This is a genomic window from Leisingera sp. SS27, from assembly GCF_028368855.1.
Taxonomy (GTDB): domain Bacteria; phylum Pseudomonadota; class Alphaproteobacteria; order Rhodobacterales; family Rhodobacteraceae; genus Leisingera.
The window spans coordinates 1-17003 of sequence record NZ_JAQNCY010000007.1; the positions used below are offsets into that span (position 1 = coordinate 1).

The following is a 17003-nucleotide window of genomic DNA, read 5'->3' on the forward strand; positions in this document are numbered from 1 at the left end:
GCGACGAACTGCTGAACGAGGAGATAATTGACACCCTGGACGATGTCCGCCGGAAGCTGGCGCTCTGGCGTTACGATTACAACACCGTCAGTCCGCACTCATGGCTCGGGAACAAAACGCCGGTCGAAGCGCGCCGGACGCTTGAGCAATTTGAGGGCTCCGCGCCCGGCGCGCTTGCCAAGCCCGAAACCGACGAATACCAAAATCAAACCCGCAGACTCCCGTCATGAACGAGGGACCAGCGGGGGGCAGGTCACAAACAATGGGCTCTTCACGGTCATCGGAGGCAGCGCTGCATCCAGCCGATTAGGTTCCGGCTAGGCGTTGAGGACGGCCTTAAGCCGACCTTTGCGAACAATTGACCTTCTGCAGCGCTGCATCCACAGAGCGGACATTCGAACTCAACGTATCATACACGATCGGTCAATTAGTGACCCTTTATTGGGGGCGAAGACACTCCGGGCTCACCCCATTTGGTGTGCCATGGACTGCGAGAGCACACACATAAGTTCGAACATCAGTGAGATGCCTAGCCAGGCTGTGCTGCCGCTCCCGTCAAAGGGGGGCGCGACCTCGACCAGGTCGGCACCGATCAGGTTGGCGCCCGCCAGCTCGCGGATCACCTGCTGGGCCTGGAAGCTGTTGGGGCCGCCGACCTCGGGCGTGCCTGTGCCGGGCGCATAGGTGGGATCGACAAAGTCGATGTCATAGGTGCAATAGGCGGGCTGGCCGCCAAGGATGCCGCGCACCTCTTCCATCACGTCCTTGATGCCGCGGTCGAACAGCTCTTCCACGCGGATGATGCGGATGCCTTGCTCCAGACCCCACTCGATGTCTTCGGTGTTATAGGCGGTGCCGCGGATCCCCACCTGGACAAAGCGTTTGGGATCGACCAGCCCTTCCTCCACCGCGCGGCGGAAGGGGGTGCCGTGGGTGTATTTATAGCCGCCGAAATAGCTGTCGAAGAGGTCGGTGTGGCTGTCGAATTGCACCAGCCCCAGCGGCCCGCCTGATGCCAGCGCGCGCAGGATCGGCAGGGTGATCAGGTGATCGCCGCCCGCGGTCATCGGTGTGATTCCGGCCGCCTTGAAGGCGCTGTAATAGGCGGTGATCCGTTCCAGGCTGTCCTGGATATCAACAGGATTGGGCGGCACATCGCCCAAGTCGGCGCAGTTGACGGTGGTAAAGGGGTTCACGCCGGTCACCGGATTCATCGCCCGGATCATGGTGGAATAGTCGCGCAGCTGCCGCGGCCCATGCCGGGCGCCGGGCCGGTTGGTGGTGCCGCCGTCCCAAGGCACGCCGACCAGCCCCATCTGCACGTCTTCGTAGCGCGGGTGGTCCGGGGTCAGCGAGGGCAGCCGCATGAAGGTCGGCACCCCGGCGAACCGGGGCAGCTCCATGGCGGATACCGGCTGGAAGAAGTCATCGCCTTTTTGGGTCATGCTGTGGCTCCGTTCTTCACGTTTTCCGCAATCATAGAGATCATCTCGAACATGATAGCAGAGGCGGTCAGGGCGGTGATCTGGTTCGGGCTGTCCTTGGTCGGCATCATGCAGACGATATCGCCGCCGACGATGTTCATGCCGCGCACGGCGTGCAGCAGGGCCACCGCCTCGTCGATGTCGAACCCCTTCTCGCCCGGCTCCAGGTTGGAAACGGCCGGCGCAATTGTCGGGTCCAGGCTGTCGAGGTCGAAAGTGATGTAGACCGGGCGGCCTGCCATCACCTCCTTGATCTGAGCGACGACATCTTCGACCCCGCGTTTGCGGAATTCCTTCATGGTGACAATGTTGTAGCCGTAGTCATATGACGGCTGCAGCCAGTCCAGCGTGCGGGGGTGGCCGCGCAACCCGATCTGCATGGAATGATGCGGTTCAACCTTGCCCTGATCGGCCAGGTAGGCGCCCCAATGAGCCGCGGATTTCTTGGCCCCCAGGAAATGGTCGACTTTGGTGAAGACATCCGTATGGGCGTCAAAATGCAGGAAGCAGACCGGCTCGCCCTTGGTGATCTTGCCGCAGCCGATGGCCTGCACAATGCCACCGGTGATCGAGTGGTCGCCGCCGATTGAGACGGGGCGGGCGCCTGCCGCATCGATCTGCTGGTAGAAACGGGTGATCTGTTCGATGCAGTCCTCGTTGTCGTTGGCGCGGGGGAAAGGCACATCGCCGATGTCGGCAATCCTGGCCGCCTCCCAGGGGTTCAGCTGAAACTCCCCATTCACCCGGCGCCCGACGGCGGAAACATTGCGCAGTGCGCGGGGCCCGAGGTGCTGGTCGCGTTCTGTGGTGCCGTTGCCGGTGGAATGCGGCACACCGACCAGGGCGATGTCCTGGTCTTCGGGGCCTTCGTTGGGGCAGCGGAACATGGTGGGGATGCCCCACCAATAGAGATTCTCCATCATGGATTTCAGGTGCTCGTCAGCCATTTTCGGTCCTGCGTGTTAGGGAAAAGAGCCCCGATGCCAGATCTTCAGCACCGGGGCAGTCCGGGAACAGCCCGGGGGAGAGGTTAGCTTTCGCCGGTTTTCTTGCGGTAGGCGCCCTGTGCGATCCGGTCGATGACCATAGCGCAGAACAGGATGGCGAGCCCCCCCAAGAGGCCCTGGCCTTTGGCTGCATATTGCAGCGCTTCCAGGATCAGCGCCCCCAGACCTTCGGCTCCGATCAGCGAGGCGATCACCACCATCGACAGCGACATCAGGATGGTTTGATTGATGCCGGTCATGATCGAGGGCAGCGCCAAGGGCAACTCGACGTTGAACAACAGCTGACAGCGGGAGCAGCCGAATGCGACGGCGGCTTCCTTGGTGGCCTCGGGCACGCCGCGCATACCCAGTGCGGTCAGGCGGATCACCGGCGGCATCGCAAAGACCAGCGTGGCCAGCACGCCGGGCGGCTTTCCGGTGCCAAAGAAGGCAATAATCGGGATCAGGTAGACGAAGGCCGGCATGGTCTGCATGAAGTCCAGAACGGGTTCTGCAATCGCATAAGCGCGTTTGGACTTCCCGAACCAGATGCCGAGCGGAATGCCGATTGCCACGCAGAGGAAGGCCCCTGCCCCAATCAGCGCCACGGTGATCATCGCCAGCTCCCACAGGCCCATGAAGGCAAGGTAAGCGAGCGAAGCGGCAGTGAAGATCGCCACCCGCGGCCCGGCCAGGCGCAGCGCCATCACCACAGTCACAAACATGACAACCGGCCAAGGAGTTTGGATCAGCAGCACCTCGAGCCCGTCCAGCACCCAGCGGATGCCGGCGGTCACCCCGTCAAACACATCGCCGAAGTTGTTGGCCAGCCAGTCGAACCCGGCGTCACCCTTCTTGGACAGCGCGGCGAAGTATTCCTTGCCTACGGGGAATTCGGTGATCGGCAGACGGTCACCCAGCAGCCCGCCGGTGGCGCTGGCCATGGCCTCATCCGGTTTGGCGACAGTGAAGCGCACCAGGGTCAGTGGCCAGATCGCCAGAAGGCCGATTGCGCCGAAGATCAGCCCGTTGCGGCTCATCCCTTTTTGCGCCTTCTGGCCCGAGCGCCAGCGCAGATACTGCGCCTCATAAGCCGTGTTGGCATAAAAGCCTTCGGCCAGCTTGATCACCGCCAGCAGGGCAAGGCCGGTGAACAGAATAGCTAAGGCAGTGCTGCTAGCGGCATTGGCGGCTTCCAGAGCCTTGTCGGCGGCAGCGCGCAGGTTGTCAGCGATCTTCAACTTGGCGGCTGCTCCGGCGGCGTCGCCTGCCGAGGTCAGATCTGCAGCCTGCGCCTCGCGTTTGGCGATATTGGCCAGAAGGCGTTCATAGCGGGCCAGCTGGTCGGCGCCGAGTTCACCCCAGAGGCCACGGCCGATCTGCACCAGGGCAAACAGCTCCAGTACCAGGAACATCCAGAAAAAGCCCCAGGCCCCGCGGGCCGCGCCCCACAAGGGGCCGCAGACGGCGGCCATGGTGTTCCAGGACCAGGCAAAGCCGGTCTTGCCCTGGATGCGGGCGAATTCGCGGGCGTAGTAGGGGCCGTTTTCACCGGCAAATCCCTCGACGCTCAAATCGGGTGATTGAAAATTCGTGTCCTTCATGCCTTGCCCCCCTGGATGCCTTTCAAGAGCGTCGCACGGTCGACCACGCCAACGTCGGCTCCATCATCGCCGGTGATGACAATCACATTCTCGGTTGAGGTTGCGATGTCGATCAGCTGGTCCAGATCGGTGCCGTGATGCGCCCGCGGGCTTTCGTCGAAATTGACGGGCCGGGTGGGTGTGTACTCGCTGATCGGCACCATGATCGAATGGGCGAACACCAGTTTCAGCTTGGAGATACCTTCGACAAAGTCGCGCACATAGTCGTCGGCAGGCTGGGTGACGATCTCTTCCGGCGTGCCGATCTGCACGATGCGGCCGTCCTTCATGATGGCAATGCGGTTGCCGATCCGTATCGCCTCGTCCAGGTCGTGGGTGATGAAAACGGTGGTCTTGTTCAACTCGGCTGAGAGCTTCATGAACTGATCCTGCAATTGACGGCGGATCAGCGGATCAAGCGCTGAAAACGGCTCATCCATCAGCAGAACATCCGGGTCCGACGCGAGCGCACGCGCCAGACCGACCCGCTGCTGCATGCCGCCTGACAACTCGCGCGGGAAGCGGTCCTCGAAACCGGTCAGGTTCACCTTGTCCAGGCAGCGCTGCGAGACTTCCCAGCGCGTGGACTTGGGCTCGCCGCGCACCTGCAGCGGAAAGCCCACGTTGTCGCGCACGGTACGGTGCGGCAAGAGCGCCATATGCTGGAACACCATGCCGATGTTCATCGCCCGCATCTCACGCAAGGCCCCGTCGGACAGGGTCAGCATGTCACGGCCCAGCACCGAGATGTTGCCTGCCGTCGGCTCGATCAGCCGGTTCAGATGGCGCACCATGGTGGATTTGCCGGAACCCGACAGCCCCATCACGCAGAAGATTTCGCCGCGCTTCACCTCAAAGGACACATCGGCGATGCCGACGACGCAGTTGAATTCCTCCAGCACCTCGGCTTTGCCCAGTCCGCGTTCGCGGATTGCCGTCATCGCGGCATCGGCATTGGGGCCGAATATTTTCCACACGCCGTCCAGCGTGATCACATTGTCACTCATCAGCTCAGTCTCCGGATGTCCCGGTTCGTTTGGCGGGCAGCCGTTCCGCCCGCCTGCGGCCCTTGGGTTCCGGCAGTTTACTGGAACCAGGAGTCCACCAGATCGGCGTTCTCATCGACCCAATTGCGGGCGAATTCCGCCGGGTCCTGGCCGTCGACCGACAGCGCATAGACTACGGCGTTCACCTGCTCGGTGGTGAGCTTCACCTTGCCCAGCATTGCTGCCGCTTCAGGCTGGCTGACGGCGAGGTTTGCGGCATAGAACACATGCAGCTTGGCCGCGTCCCACGCGGTGCCCGCCTTGGAGTTCTCCAGCCAATTCGGATCATCGGTCGGCTGTTTCACATTCCATTCGGCGGCGTCATAGGCAGGCTCTGCCAGCGGCACCAGTTCGTAGAGCGAGAACATGTGGTGCGGGGTGTAGCAGTAGAAGACGATGTTCTGTCCTTGCGCGACAGCGTTGTCGACCTGCGCAAGCGCCAGGGTCTCGTCCATCTCCATCAGGTTCATGGTCTCGTCATAGCCATAGGACTTGGCGCGGATCTTCTCGACATTGGTCGAGGCCCAGCCCGCACCGCCGATCCACATCTCGCCGCGGCCATCGCCGTCGGTGTCAAAGTTGGCAGCCATCTCCGGGTCGGTCAGATCACTGAGAGACGAGATGCCGGTGCGCTCCTGGGTGTCCTTGGTGACGCAGATCTGCTGGTCGGAGAGCACCGCGTTCGGGTTGTAGGCCACGGTTCCCTTGCCGGTGACAAAAGTATCATGCAGGTTCTGCTGGTTGGGCAGCCAGACTTCCGGGTGGACGTGCATCGCGCCGGAATCCATCGCCTCGAAGATGATCGGGTTGGTGCCGTTCTGCAGCTCCACCGAGAGACCCAGATTGTCCTCCAGCGCCACTTTCAGGATATGTGCGGTGCCGCGGACCGAGGCCCAGTTCGGCACCCCGATCACCACATCCTGCGCCATGGCGGTGCTGCCCAGTGTGGCGGCCAGTGCGGCTGCGGCCAGTGTCTTGACCGGTGTCTTTGCTGTTTTCATGTTTCTTCTCCCTTGTTGAATGATCACTTTGATTTTTGTTTGTGCTCCCGGCGCGTGATCACGATGCCGGAGCCATTTGTTTTGAAAGCGAGAGGGCGGCTTGCAGCAGCACCTTGCAGCCGGCCGCAAGGTGGTCCGGTTCGGCCCATTCTTTCTCGTTGTGGCTGAGACCGCCGCGGCAGGGTACGAATACCATCGCGGTGGGCACCTTGCGCGCGACCTGGCAGGCGTCGTGGCCCGCGCCCGACACCATCCGGCGCCAAGGCAAACCGCTTTCCTTGGCCGCCGCCTCGATGGCACCGACGCAAGCGTCATCGAATTTCACCGGCGGATTGTGCCAGATCATGTCCAGCGCAACTTCGGCCTCCTGCTCCTCGGCGGCCGCGCGCCGGATGGCGTTGTCCATTCCGCTCAGCACCGCGTCGTCAGGGTGGCGGAAGTCGATGGTGAAACGCACTTCGCCGGGGATGGTGTTGCGGGAATTCGGGCTGACATGCAGCTCGCCCACGGTGCCGACGCCATCGGGGCCATAGGCCAAGGCGATCCGCTGCACCTCTTGTATCAGCCGGGCGGCTGCCACCAGCGCGTCGCTGCGGCCGGGCATCGGGGTGGAGCCGGAATGGGCGTCGCGCCCGGTGACGGTGACATCATACCAGCGCTGGCCCTGGCCGCCGGTGACCACGCCGATCACCTCTTCATTGGCCTCCAGCACCGGGCCCTGCTCGATATGGGCTTCAAGGAAGGCGCCGAATTGGTGCGCGCCGCAGGGCTCCGTGCCGGCATAGCCGATGCGGGCCAGCTCTTCGCCAAAGCGCAGGCCCTCGGCGTCCTCGCGGCTGAGGGCGAACTCCAGATCAAACAGCCCGGCATAAACGCCGGAGCACAGCATGGCAGGCGCAAACCGCGCGCCTTCTTCGTTGGTCCAGTTGACGATCTCGATCGGGGCATCGGTTTCCAGCCCCAGATCGTTCATCGTCCGCACCACCTCAAGTCCGGCCAGTACGCCGTAGACGCCATCGAACTTGCCGCCGTGCGGCTGGGTGTCCAGGTGGCTCCCGATAGCAACCGGCAGCGCCTCCGGGTCGCGGCCCGCGCGGCGGGCAAACATGTTTCCCAGCCGGTCATTGGTGACGGTGCAGCCCGCGTCCTCGCACCAGCGGGTGAACAGCTCGCGCGCCTCCAGATCACCGTCGGTGAGTGTAAGCCGCCCGCAACCGCCGCCCGGCAGGGCATCGATCTTGGCCATCTCCATGATGCTCTGCCACAGCCGGGCGCCGTTTATGCGATGGTTGCTGCTCATGCGCTTTGGGGAGCGTCTTCGCGGCAGAGCGCCTGGCTCAGGCAATGCACGCCGCCGCCGCCGAGGGTGAACATCGACATATCGGGGTCGTAGACCTCAAACCCCAGGGCGCGCATCTTGGCGTTCAGGTCCTTGGCGCCAGCCATCGACAGCACCTTGCCGTCGCCCAAGGCCACTAGGTTCACGCCCAGGTTCTTGGCCTCGGCATAGGAGACATCGACGATCTCAATCCCCCATCCCATGACGGTATCCACCAGCCAGGGTTCCATCGCGTCGATGCAGGCCACCGCCAGTTTCTCGGCCAGCGGCACGATCAGCCCGTCCATATGCACAAACTCGCGGCTGATCGGGGCGACCACGGCCTCCCAGCCTTCGGCGCGGACAAATTCGGCAACCTGCTCCGAGCCCTCTTTCTCAGAGCGCTCACCGCAATAGCCGATCAGCACCCGGCCCGGCTCGATGATATTGAAGTCGCCGCCTTCGAAATGGCCCGCAGTGGCGAACTTCCAGATCGGGATATCGTTTTCCTGATAGAACTTGATTGCGGTGGCGTAATCCGCCCGGCGGCATTTCAGCTGCATATGGCAGATCAGCGCGCCCCAAGGGGTCATGGCTGAACTGTCGCGGGCAAAGAAGTTGCGGTGCAGCACTTCGTCGCTGTCCAGATAGTGGCAGGTGACGCCGGCGTCTTCGTAGATCGAGACCATCTCCGAGTGCTGCTTCATCGCCAGCTGCAGGTCGAACTGCACGCCGGTCTTATGCGCATTGGCCAAGGTGCGGCCGATCAGCGGGCCGGCATCGACCCATTTGAAGTACTCCGGCCTGCCCAGCAGAACATCCTTCAGCTTGGCATAGTCGTTGTTGATCCCCCAGCGTTTGGCCGTTGCCGTGCTTGCATCCATGCTGCTCAAACTCCCAGAATTTCCATGTTTGGGAGACAGGATTGGCTGGGTTTACCTTTTATTAAACTACAAACTAAGGGACTTAACTTTTACAAAGATACAAGTATGGTGAACCCATGCTGCCCCCCGCCCTGTCCAAAGCCGATTTGCACCTGCTCTACGTGTTTTGCGCGGTGGTGGAGGCGCGCGGATTTTCGGCGGCGCAGATCACTTTGAATGTCTCTGCCTCCACTATCTCGAGGCAGATTGCAGACCTGGAGACCCGGCTGGGCATGCGCCTGTGCCAGCGCGGCCGCAAAGGGTTCCGGCTGACCGACAAAGGCGAGATCGTCTATGCTGCCTCGCACAAGCTGTTTGCGGCGCTGGACCAGTTCGGCGAAACGGTGGACGGCACCCGCGGCAAGCTGGTCGGCCGCCTGCCTGTGGCGGCGATCGACAACTGGGTGTTCAACAATGAAGCGCCGATCATGAGCGCCTTGGCCGAGTTCACCCGGATTGCGCCAGAGGTCGAGATTGAGATGCACTCGCTAGCGCCGGATGACATTGAGATGGCAGTGCAGGACGGAAAGATTGCACTCGGAGTTGGTGTCTTCCACAAGCACAAGCCCGGCTTGATCTACGAGACGCTGGGGTACGAGCGGATCGGCCTCTACTGCAGCAGCGGCCATCCTCTGTTCACGGCAGACACGCCTGCCAAGGTCGAGGAGCGGCTGCCTCAGGCCAATTTCTGTAAGCGGGCTTACCTGAACGAAGACCTGGTGGCGCCGGTCTCCCGCGGGCTGCCTTCAAACGCCAGCGCCCATCAGATCGAAGGCATTGCGATGCTGGTGCTGACCGGCCGCTATATCGGCTACCTGCCGGAAAGCTTCGCCGACATCTGGGTGCGTGAAGGCCGGGTGCGCTCGGTAGGAGATGGTATGTTTGACCTGAAGTCCGAGATCAAGCTGGTGCGCAAACGCGGCGAAGAGCCGAATCTGGTGGTCAAAACCTTCATCCAGCTGGTGAAATCAGCAGCAGGTCAGGTCAGCAAGAAAAACCGCAAAGAAAGCCGTGGCGCCTAAATCATAGTTTTGACGGCGCCCGCCAGCAAAAGGCGGATGCCAATTTGTTGCTCTATGTGGATGTTCGCTTTGACCATGAAATATGCCGCTGCCTCACTGGAGGCCATGGAGAGTAAGTCCGGCCCGTAGCTGCCGTTGGTCATCACCCTTCACCGCTCATTGCAGCCCGCCGAAGCGGACAATAGTTGGGACCACAAGGTCAGGTCACGTGTGATCTCACAGCTTGCGGACCAAGCGATCCTTAGCTGCGGTTGGTTTAGTGGCGCCTATAGGCAAATGAGCATCGCCAGTATTCTTTACTCATACTCACGGTAACGACGGTTCTTTCCAGCAACAAACAGCGCCGCAACCATAAAAACCAAGGACGGGATGAGCGCAAACTCCAGCCACTCCAGGCGTTTGGCAAGCCAGCCTCCCATCAGCGGCAATACAAATGCAATGCCATAGCCAACCAGCGTCATTCCTGCACTCAGCCGGGTAACCGCATGCCCTTTGGCGATTACCGCCGGCAGTGAAACCAGCAGGATCATTTCAACCGAAGCCGCAAAGCCGGTTAGCAGCGCAGCCGCCCAGGATGGCCATCCGGAAAGGAAGGCAAACCCGGCGAGCCCCGCAACGGATAGCACAGCTGATGCAGCAATTGGTCTTTGCCTTCCAATCCAACGCGGAACAGCCAGAACTGCAATAGAGGCCAGAAGAGGGGTCGCGTTATACGCGAAGAGCAAGCCTGCCAGGGCAGATGTTTCCCCTCGATCCTGAAGGATAGGTCCTACATAGGAATTAATGACGTAGAACGCCGCAACCGAGCCGGCGAGAAGCATCCCATACCGCCAGGCATGAGGATCGTTCCAGCGCGGCATGGATGTTGCTGCGATCTCTTGGCCGGCCGCGCCCTCTGTTGGGTCCCTCACAGCCTCAGGCGGCCGGACGAAGACCGTTGCCAAGGCAATGAACACAATCGGAACGGACCACAGCAGCAGTGCTGCGCGCCAGTCGTCTCCGCCCATCGGCAGCACCACAGGGAGCGTCAAGCCTGCACCAGACATCTCGCCAACCATCATTCCATTCAAATAGACTGCGCTCCCAAGCGCTATGTGGCTTGGTGTCCAGACCCGCGTTGCAGCCGGCAAAGCTGTTTGGAACACGGCAACACCCAGCCCCATGAGCACTGAGACTGAAAACAGCACTGCGCCAGAAGGGGCATAACCTCGTGCACTGGACGCTGCCGCCATCAATAAAAGCCCCCCGGTAATGGCGGTTTTTAACCCGAACCGCGTGATGATCACTGCCGCTGGGATCGCTCCAAAGGCGATGGCAACCACCGGCAGCATGGTCAGCGCCCCTATGCCCGCCGTGTCCAATCCATATGCATTGCCGATGCGTGTTGCCAATGGCGGGGCTGCCAGAACCGGGACACGCAATGTCCAGCCCACGAGCCACAGAACGGCAAACATAGAGATTGGATATGAAGGGGAACGTTGCGCTACGCAGTGGCCCACGAGCGGCTCCTTGTGCTGGCGTACTGGTTTTTCAAACATATCCCTTCTGAAATTTTGGAGAAGATGTATAAATCAGGTGGCATCTATCGAAAAAATGGAAAGCAAATGAACCGGTTTGCCGAAATTGAAGCTTTCGTTGCGGTCATAGAAACCGGCTCGTTTTCCGCGGCCGCAGCACGGCAGGGGGTGGCGGTTTCTGCCGTCAGCCGTAGGGTCGACGAGATGGAAGCGCGGCTTGCAGTGAAGCTCACGTGGCGCTCGTCACGCGGTGTCAAAGCCACCGAAGAAGGGCGCATGTACTATGACCGTTGCCTCCGCCTCCTGTCGGATTTGACAGAAGCCGACAATGCAATTTCGGGTCTTGATGGTTCGGTCTCAGGGCCAATACGTATTGCCTGCCCGCCCGCATTTGGACTACGTCATCTCGCTCCGCTTGCAAACGCCTATGCTGCTGCGCATCCAGGTGCTCAGTTTGATATCGACATGAGTGACCGGGCTGTAAATCTTGTTGAGGAAGGCTTCGACTTTGCGATCCGCATCGGCCATACAGATGACCCTGCTCTTACCTCTGAACCTCTCTTTCCTGTTCAGTATGTCATCACCGCAAGCCCGGCCTTTTGGCATGAGCATGGGCGCCCCGGCAGGCCTGAAGATCTGAAGGGTTTACCGGCAATCGTCTACAAGATCGGGAGCGACCCAGCGCGTTGGCGCATTACCTGTCCGGACAGCCGAACTGTAGAAGTTCGCTTGTCCCCACGCTTTGCTGCCAACAACGGTGAGATCTTGATCGAGGCGGCAAAAGCCGGGCTAGGTGTCTGTCTGGAACCCAAATACGCTTGCAGCGATGCTATCCGTGACGGTTTTCTGGAGGAGGTTCTGAGCGGTCACCGCATTGGTGAGCGACTGGTTGAACTCGTGAGACCCAGCATCCGGCCGCTTTCCCGAAGAGCGGGTGATTTTGCTAACATTCTGCGAGAAACGTTCAGCACGACCCCTCCATGGGACGACGGTTGAACCACAGGCCTCGATCTGCAATAGCAACAAGGTTTGAAGATTCATGGCTGAAGTAGCCGACCCAGACCAGCCCTTCGCCCTGCCTTCACGTTACTGCAATCGTAGCCTGCCTTCCGGCCATTCGCCGCGCGTGCAAAATCTGGAGATAATCGAACTCAAGCTGTGCGAGCAAACCCGTAATCCATTGCGGACCGGCGCGTATCAGCTCGTCATTCTATCCGTGATCTGCGCTTCGATGAGAACCGTAGCGGCCTCGCCGGGTTTGGTGATCTCATGCACCACTGCAGCGGACCGGGAAACTACTTTGCCTGCACGAATGACCGCAATCCTATGCGCCCGCAACCGTATGGCGTCTATCTTGTCACGCGCCTGCAGCAACACGAAATTCGCATCTTTCCCTTTTGCGACCCCGTAACCCTGCAGCCCCATGATACGCGCGGAATTCTCTGTCACGGCGTCAAAGCACCAGCTCATATCCTCACGGCTCGAAAGTTGCCCCACATGCAACCCCATGAACGCCACGTCCAGCATGTCGGCTTTGCCCAGCGAATACCAAGGGTCCATTACGCAATCGGATCCGAAGCCAACCGCAACGCCCGCATCGCGCAATTCGCGAACCCGCGTCTGTCCGCGGCGTTTGGGATAGGTGTCATGGCGGCCCTGCAGCATGATATTGATCAGCGGGTTCGGGATTGCGTGAACTCCGGCTTCGGCAATCAGCGGGATAAGTTTGGACACATAGTAATTATCCATGGAATGCATTGAGGTCAGGTGCGATCCGGCCACACGCCCCTGCAACCCAAGGCGCTGAGTCTCATAGGCCAAAGTTTCGATATGGCGGCTGTGAGGATCATCGCTTTCGTCGCAATGCATATCCACCATCAGGCCACGGTCCGCCGCGATCCTGCACAGCTGGCGGACGCTTTCGGCGCCATCCGCCATGGTGCGTTCAAAATGCGGGATGCCGCCGACGACATCCACTCCCATATCCAAAGCCCGGATGGTGTTCTCCATCGCAGTGGGATCGCGCAGCACACCATCCTGCGGGAAGGCAACCAGCTGCAGGTCCAGATAATCCTTCACCTTTTCACGTACCTCCAGCAGCGCCTGAACGCCCTTCAGTTCGTCGTCACAGGTGTCCACATGGCTGCGGATTGCGCCGATGCCCTTTGCAACCGCCAAGTCGCAGTAGCGCAGCGCACGCTCTATGATGTCGTCCACGGTCTGGACCGGCTTCAGCTCCCCCCACAGGGCGATGCCCTCCAGCAGCGTGCCGGACACATTCAGCCGCGGTGTGCCAAGCGAGAGCGTTGCATCCATGTGGAAATGCGGGTCCACAAACGGCGGCGAGACCAGATAGCCCTCTGCCTCGATCACCTCCTTGGCTTCGGCGGTGATGGAGGCTTCAACCGCGGCGATTTTGCCGTTCTTGCAGGCAATATCGACGCCCGTTTGCCCGTCAGTCAGGCTGGCGTTTCTGACAATCAGGTCAAACATCGGGCTCTCCTTCCCAAAGCGGATTTCTAGCGCTGCCCTTTGAACCAGGGTGTCAGCAGGGCACGCGGATAGTCGGCAGAACGGGCCGCGATGACAAGCGCGATGATTGACAGGATATAGGGTGCCATCAGGAAGACCTGGCCGGGAACCAGCGCGCCCATTTCCGTCTGCAAACGCACCTGCAGCGCGTCGAATGCGCCAAACAGTAAGGCGCCGAACAAGGCCTTGCCGGGCCGCCAGCTGGCAAAGATCACCAGCGCGATACAGACCCATCCGCGCCCGTTCACCATTCCAAAAAAGAAGGCGTCAAAGGCGCTCATGGTCAGGAAGGCGCCGCCAAGCGCCATCAGCGCCGAGCCTGCAACAATCGCACCGATACGCAGGCCGTAAACCGACAGCCCCTGCGCGTCGACGCTGTCAGGATTGTCACCGACCGCCTGGATTGCCACACCCAGCGCAGTGCGGTTCATCACATACCAGACCAGTGCCACCATCAGCAGCGCAAGCCAGGTGAGCGCGGTCTGCTGGAACAGCACCGGCCCAAGAAAAGGCAGATCCGACAGCAGCGGAATGTCCAGAGCCTTAAACGGCTCGATCCGCGGCGGCGAGGACACATTGGGCAAGGCCGTGCGGTAAGTGAAGTAACTGACAGATGTGGCAAACAGGGTAATCCCCAGTCCGGACACATGCTGTGAAAGCCCCAAGGGAACCGTCAGCACCGCATGCAGCAGTCCGAACAGCGCTCCTGCCGCCGCCGCTGCAAGGACACCGCCCCATAGGCCGGCCCCCAGCCAGACCGCCATCCAGCCGCACATGGCCCCAACAACAAAAATCCCCTCGATCCCGAGGTTCAGAACGCCTGCCCGTTCGCAAATCAGGGCGCCCAGCACACCAAAAATCAGCGGGGTTGCAATGCGCAGGGATGCCGCCCAGAAGCTTTCGCTCAGGAGGATGTTCAGAAGATCCATCATGATACGGCCTCCCTGGTGCGCAGAATGCGGTACTTCGCCAGAAAGCCGCCGACCAGCACGCACAGCAGCGACATCGAGACAACGAGGTCTGCCAGGAAGGACGACACGCCCATCGCGCGGCTCATACTGTCGGCGCCTACGAACACCGAGGCAATGAACAAGGCTGCAACCACCACACCTGCGGGCGACAGCCCGGCCAGCATCGCCACAACAATGCCGGTGTAGCCAAAGCCCGGCGACAGATCCGAAGTCAGGTAGCCTTTCAGCCCTGCAACTTCGCTGACGCCCGCCAGCCCGGCCAAGGCGCCGGAGATCGCGGCTACGCCGAACAGAGACCGGTTCACATTTATCCCCGCATGGCGCGCAGCGGCGGCGTTTTCTCCGACCGCGCGCAGCTTGAAGCCCCAGACCGACCGCGCCAGCATGAACTGGGCAATCCCTGCCAGCACCAGCGCAATGATCAGCCCGGAATGCACCCGCATCCGCTCAATCAACGGCGGCAGCATGCCCTGATCCAGTACCGGCGCCGACTGGGGCCAGCCAAGCCCCATCGGGTCCTGCAGCGGGCCTTCCAGCATCATCTGCAAGAAGATCAGGATAATGAAGTTCAGCAGGAGCGTCGTCACAACCTCATCGGCCCCGAAGCGGACCTTCAGATAGGCCGGCGCCATCATGCCCGCCGCACCGGCTCCGGCTCCCAGAAGAATAATCAGCGGCAGCAGCACAATGCCCGGGGCGTCCAGGTATCCCGAACCGATGGCAACAGCTGCCATAGCGCCCAGGTACAGCTGCCCCTCAGCCCCGATGTTCCACAGCTTGGCACGGAAGGCCAATGCGGCAGCAAGACCCGTGAAGATCAGCGGTGTGGCACGGGTCAGCATTTCGGACAGGGCAAAGACCGAGCCGAAAACGCCCTTGATCATCTCGCCATAGGCGGTCAGCGGATTGGCCCCGGCGGCCAGCAGGGGAATGGCCGCAAGGGCCAGGGAAATCACGGCGGACAGGATGGGAATGCCGATGGCGAAGGCACGGGACGGGTTCTCGCGCGGTTCAATGCGGATCATGCGGGTTCTCCTGCCATCATCAGCCCGATCTTTTCGCGGTCGTGGCTGCCTGCCTCCACCAGGTTGCCGTCGCGGATCACCATGATGCGGTCGGCAAGACCCAGGATTTCGTCAAGGTCCTCTGAAATCAGGACAACGCCCGCGCCGCGCTCCCGCGCTTCCAGCAGGCGCCGGCCCACCTCGGCCGCGGCCCCCATGTCCAGGCCGCGTGTCGGCTGGTTGGCCAGGATCAGGCGGGGAGAACGTTCGAACACCCGCGCAAGGATCAGCTTCTGGATATTGCCGCCGGACAGCAGCCTGGAGGACGCCGCAACACCCGGCCCGCGCACGTCATAGGCCTGCGCCAGCCGTTCTGCATTGTCCCGGATGGCGTCCCGCCGCAGCAATCCGCGGGATTGCACCTCCGGATCGTCCAGCCGTTCGATCACCATGTTCTCGGCGACACTCATGGCGCCGACAATGCCCTCGTGATGGCGGTCCTCGGGGATGCGCCCGATACCGGCCTTCACCATTGCAGCCGGGCCGGGTTTCGCAACCTTTGTACCGTCAACCTGTATATGCCCTGCACTGGGCGCCGCCAGGCCGGAAATCACATTGGCCAGCGCGCTTTGCCCGTTGCCGGAAATCCCGGCAATGCCCAGAATTTCATGCGCTTTCACCGTGAGATCAATGCCTTTCAGTGTGTCGCGCTTGGAGCGCCCGGAGACGGAAATCCCTGACAGGTTCAAGACCGGCGCGCCCGGCACCATGTCTGTGCGGGCAACCTTGGGCGTATCCGCCCCGACCATCATCCGTGCGATTGCCTTCTCATCAGCATCCGCGGTGGCCATTTCGCCCACCTTCCGGCCGTGCCGCAGCACTGCAATCCGGTCCGAAAACGCCAGAACCTCCCGCAGTTTATGGCTGATGAAGATGACCGAAAGGCCCTCCCGCGTCATCGCCTTGATGTTTTCAAACAGTGTGTCCGCTTCCTGCGGCGTCAGCACTGCGGTGGGTTCGTCCAGCACCAGGATCCGGGCGTCGCGGTAGAGCGCTTTCAGGATCTCCACGCGCTGGCGCTCGCCAACCGAAAGCCTGCCAACAGGCGTGTTCAGCGGTGCCTTCAAGCCGCTGTGTTCGATGATCCCCTCGATTTTGGCCCGCGCAGCCTGCCGGTTGCGCCGCAGTGCCAGCAAGGGCTCTGACCCTAAGGTGATGTTGTCCAGCGCATTGATGTTCTCGGCCAGGGCAAAATGCTGATGCACCATGCCCACACCGGCGGCCAGCGCCGCCTGCGGATGGCCCAGCGGCAGGGAGTGCAGCACGCCGTTTTCATCCGCCACTTCGACGCTGCCAGCGTCCGGCAGGTAGTGGCCGAACAGCATGTTCATCAGCGTGGTCTTGCCGGCGCCGTTTTCACCCAGCAGCGCAAGCACTTCGCCTTTGGCCAGCGTCAGGCTGACATCGTCATTTGCCACAACCGGGCCGAAACGCTTGCTCAGCCCGTTGAGCCTTAGAACCGTGGAATCTGTCATGGGAAACAGGGCCGGCGCAAA

At 61.4% G+C, this 17003-nt stretch carries 16 protein-coding genes; 3 read left to right on the plus strand and 13 right to left on the minus strand.

Annotation, left to right across the window (positions count from 1 at the left end):
• The coding region (locus N6L27_RS15195) for an integrase core domain-containing protein (RefSeq protein ID WP_271908151.1) at positions 1–230 on the plus strand (230 nt) is incomplete at its 5' end.
• Positions 231–464: 234 nt separating this feature from the next.
• Here the strand turns inward: N6L27_RS15195 and speB are convergent.
• The 7 genes from speB to N6L27_RS15230 form a co-directional block, all read right to left on the minus strand.
• Positions 465–1445 carry an agmatinase gene (speB, locus tag N6L27_RS15200; protein ID WP_271908152.1) on the minus strand — a complete coding sequence of 327 codons (981 nt, stop codon included), beginning with the start codon at positions 1443–1445 and terminating at the stop codon, positions 465–467.
• The gene (locus N6L27_RS15205; RefSeq protein WP_271908153.1) at positions 1442–2431 is read right to left on the minus strand and encodes an arginase family protein; all 990 of its coding nucleotides are present in this window, start codon (positions 2429–2431) and stop codon (positions 1442–1444) included. Before N6L27_RS15205 ends, speB begins: the two co-directional genes overlap by 4 nt.
• Before the next feature lie 83 nt (positions 2432–2514).
• Entirely contained in the window at positions 2515–4074 is a 1560-nt protein-coding gene (locus N6L27_RS15210; protein ID WP_271908154.1) for an ABC transporter permease, read from the minus strand.
• Positions 4071–5120: a quaternary amine ABC transporter ATP-binding protein gene (locus N6L27_RS15215; RefSeq protein ID WP_271908155.1), complete on the minus strand. Its 1050-nt coding sequence runs from the start codon at positions 5118–5120 to the stop codon at positions 4071–4073. Before N6L27_RS15215 ends, N6L27_RS15210 begins: the two co-directional genes overlap by 4 nt.
• 77 nt (positions 5121–5197) lie before the next feature.
• The gene (locus N6L27_RS15220) at positions 5198–6088 is read right to left on the minus strand and encodes an ABC transporter substrate-binding protein (protein ID WP_271908340.1); all 891 of its coding nucleotides are present in this window, start codon (positions 6086–6088) and stop codon (positions 5198–5200) included.
• A gap of 130 nt (positions 6089–6218) precedes the next feature.
• A complete protein-coding gene (locus N6L27_RS15225) occupies positions 6219–7460 on the minus strand; it encodes a Zn-dependent hydrolase (protein ID WP_271908156.1) in 1242 nt (413 codons plus the stop codon).
• Positions 7457–8362: a dimethylarginine dimethylaminohydrolase family protein gene (locus N6L27_RS15230; RefSeq protein ID WP_271908157.1), complete on the minus strand. Its 906-nt coding sequence runs from the start codon at positions 8360–8362 to the stop codon at positions 7457–7459. The genes N6L27_RS15225 and N6L27_RS15230 overlap by 4 nt, the downstream gene beginning before the upstream one ends.
• Positions 8363–8478: 116 nt before the next feature.
• Between N6L27_RS15230 and N6L27_RS15235 the strand changes: the two genes are divergently transcribed.
• Complete coding sequence (locus tag N6L27_RS15235) at positions 8479–9423, plus strand: LysR family transcriptional regulator (RefSeq protein ID WP_271908158.1); 945 nt, start codon at positions 8479–8481, stop codon at positions 9421–9423.
• Here N6L27_RS15235 and N6L27_RS15240 read toward each other — a convergent pair.
• Entirely contained in the window at positions 9420–9566 is a 147-nt protein-coding gene (locus N6L27_RS15240) for a hypothetical protein (RefSeq protein WP_271908159.1), read from the minus strand. The genes N6L27_RS15235 and N6L27_RS15240 overlap by 4 nt on opposite strands.
• A gap of 153 nt (positions 9567–9719) precedes the next feature.
• Positions 9720–10877 carry an MFS transporter gene (locus N6L27_RS15245; RefSeq protein WP_271908160.1) on the minus strand — a complete coding sequence of 386 codons (1158 nt, stop codon included), beginning with the start codon at positions 10875–10877 and terminating at the stop codon, positions 9720–9722.
• Between the two features lie 24 nt (positions 10878–10901).
• On the opposite strand from N6L27_RS15245, the gene N6L27_RS15250 reads away from it, so the two are divergent.
• Positions 10902–11936 (plus strand): LysR family transcriptional regulator, encoded by a 1035-nt coding sequence (locus N6L27_RS15250; protein ID WP_271908161.1) that lies wholly within the window; start codon positions 10902–10904, stop codon positions 11934–11936.
• A 201-nt stretch (positions 11937–12137) separates the two neighbouring features.
• Here N6L27_RS15250 and N6L27_RS15255 read toward each other — a convergent pair whose 3' ends face one another.
• The 4 genes from N6L27_RS15255 to N6L27_RS15270 are packed head-to-tail and all read right to left on the minus strand — an operon-like array spanning position 12138 to position 16982.
• The gene (locus tag N6L27_RS15255) at positions 12138–13433 is read right to left on the minus strand and encodes an amidohydrolase family protein (protein WP_271908162.1); all 1296 of its coding nucleotides are present in this window, start codon (positions 13431–13433) and stop codon (positions 12138–12140) included.
• 26 nt (positions 13434–13459) lie between these two features.
• Positions 13460–14401 (minus strand): ABC transporter permease, encoded by a 942-nt coding sequence (locus N6L27_RS15260; protein ID WP_271908341.1) that lies wholly within the window; start codon positions 14399–14401, stop codon positions 13460–13462.
• Positions 14401–15468 carry an ABC transporter permease gene (locus tag N6L27_RS15265; RefSeq protein WP_271908163.1) on the minus strand — a complete coding sequence of 356 codons (1068 nt, stop codon included), beginning with the start codon at positions 15466–15468 and terminating at the stop codon, positions 14401–14403. Before N6L27_RS15265 ends, N6L27_RS15260 begins: the two co-directional genes overlap by 1 nt.
• Positions 15465–16982 (minus strand): ABC transporter ATP-binding protein, encoded by a 1518-nt coding sequence (locus tag N6L27_RS15270; RefSeq protein ID WP_271908164.1) that lies wholly within the window; start codon positions 16980–16982, stop codon positions 15465–15467. The genes N6L27_RS15265 and N6L27_RS15270 overlap by 4 nt, the downstream gene beginning before the upstream one ends.
• Positions 16983–17003 lie beyond the last annotated feature (21 nt).